Genomic DNA, 1323 nt, shown 5'->3' with positions numbered 1-1323 from the left:
TGGGCCTGCCCCGTTTTGACGGACATCCGAGATCAGGGGACCTGGGGTCTCCGGGAGGATGTCCATCATCATGGAGAGCATGGGGAAGAAGCGGCCGCGGCCTCGGCGTTCGTTCACGCCGGAGTTCAAGGCTGAGATCGTCGAGTTGTGCCAGCGTGGTGACCGCACGCTTCGGCAGGTCAGCCAGGATTTCGACCTGACCGAGACCGCGGTGCGTGACTGGGTCAAGCAGGCCGACCTCGATGCCGGTGCCCGCACCGACGGGCTGACCAGCAGCGAACGAGACGAGCTCGCGCAGCTGAGGCGGGAGAACCGCAGGCTGCGCGAAGACGTGGACATTCTCAAGCGGGCGACGGCTTTCTTCGCGAAGGAGACCCGGTGAACGTGTACCCGTTCATCGAGGCGGAGCAAGCCGGCAGGCACAACGTCAAGCGTGCGTGTGAGCTGCTCGAGGTCTCCAGGTCCGCCTACTACCAGCGCACATCCGGTGTCCAGTCCGTTCGCGGGCGCGTTGACGCTGAGCTCACCGAGAAGATCATCCAGGTCCATGCGGTGTCGAAGGGAACCTACGGGGCGCCGCGCATCCACGCCGATCTCGCCGACGCCGGCATGCGGCACGGCCGTAAACGCGTCGCCCGGCTGATGCGCGCCGCGCAACTGGCCGGTAAGAGCCCTCGCCGGTGGCGGGCCACGACGATCCCCGACCCGAACGCCAGCAGACGCCCTGACCTGGTCGAGCGTGACTTCACCACCGATCCGGCCGCCCTCGATTCCCGCTGGTGCGGGGACATCACCTACATCAACACCTGGCAGGGCTGGCTCTACCTGGCCACCGTCATCGATCTCGCATCACGTCGGGTCGTCGGCTGGGCCGTGGCCGACAACCTGAAGACCGACCTGGTCGACGCCGCCCTCGCCGACGCTCTCGCACGCCGCCGACCCGAGCCCGGGCTGGTGTTTCATTCCGACCGCGGCACGCAATACGTCAGCGCCCAGCACGCCCGCCTCGCCCACCGTCACGACATCCGCTTGTCCGTCGGACGGCGCGGGCAGTGCTGGGACAACGCGGTCGCCGAATCGTTCTTCTCCACCATCAAGACCGAACTGCTGCACCGCCAGCCATGGCCCACCCATCAAGCCGCCCGCCAGGCCATATTCGAATACATCGAAGGGTGGTACAACACCCGCCGCCGGCACTCGACCCTCGGCTACCTCAGCCCCGCCGCCTTCGAAGCCACCGGTTCGCACCTGCTACCAACGGTCCAGGCAGCCTGACTAAGATCAACACATCGACCCTGTCCGTCGAAACGGGTCAAGCCCACT

At 66.7% G+C, this 1323-nt stretch carries 2 protein-coding genes; both read left to right on the top strand.

The features are described 5' to 3' along the window. The first annotated feature begins 58 nt into the window (after positions 1 to 58). Positions 59 to 382, top strand: a complete 324-nt coding sequence (locus tag B5D80_RS32665) for a transposase (protein ID WP_088647765.1) — start codon at positions 59 to 61, stop codon at positions 380 to 382. Beyond that, the gene (locus B5D80_RS32660; RefSeq protein ID WP_088647764.1) at positions 379 to 1275 is read left to right on the top strand and encodes an IS3 family transposase; all 897 of its coding nucleotides are present in this window, start codon (positions 379 to 381) and stop codon (positions 1273 to 1275) included. Before B5D80_RS32665 ends, B5D80_RS32660 begins: the two co-directional genes overlap by 4 nt. Positions 1276 to 1323 lie beyond the last annotated feature (48 nt).

Origin of the sequence: Micromonospora wenchangensis (assembly GCF_002210435.1) — a bacterium.
Lineage (GTDB): Bacteria > Actinomycetota > Actinomycetes > Mycobacteriales > Micromonosporaceae > Micromonospora > Micromonospora wenchangensis.
This window is presented reverse-complemented; position numbering and strand designations above follow the sequence as displayed.

Excerpts from the sequence above, each read along its gene's own strand:
- B5D80_RS32665 (WP_088647765.1), top strand. The coding sequence starts at position 59 with ATGTCCATCATCATGGAGAGCATGGGGAAGAAGCGGCCGCGGCCTCGG.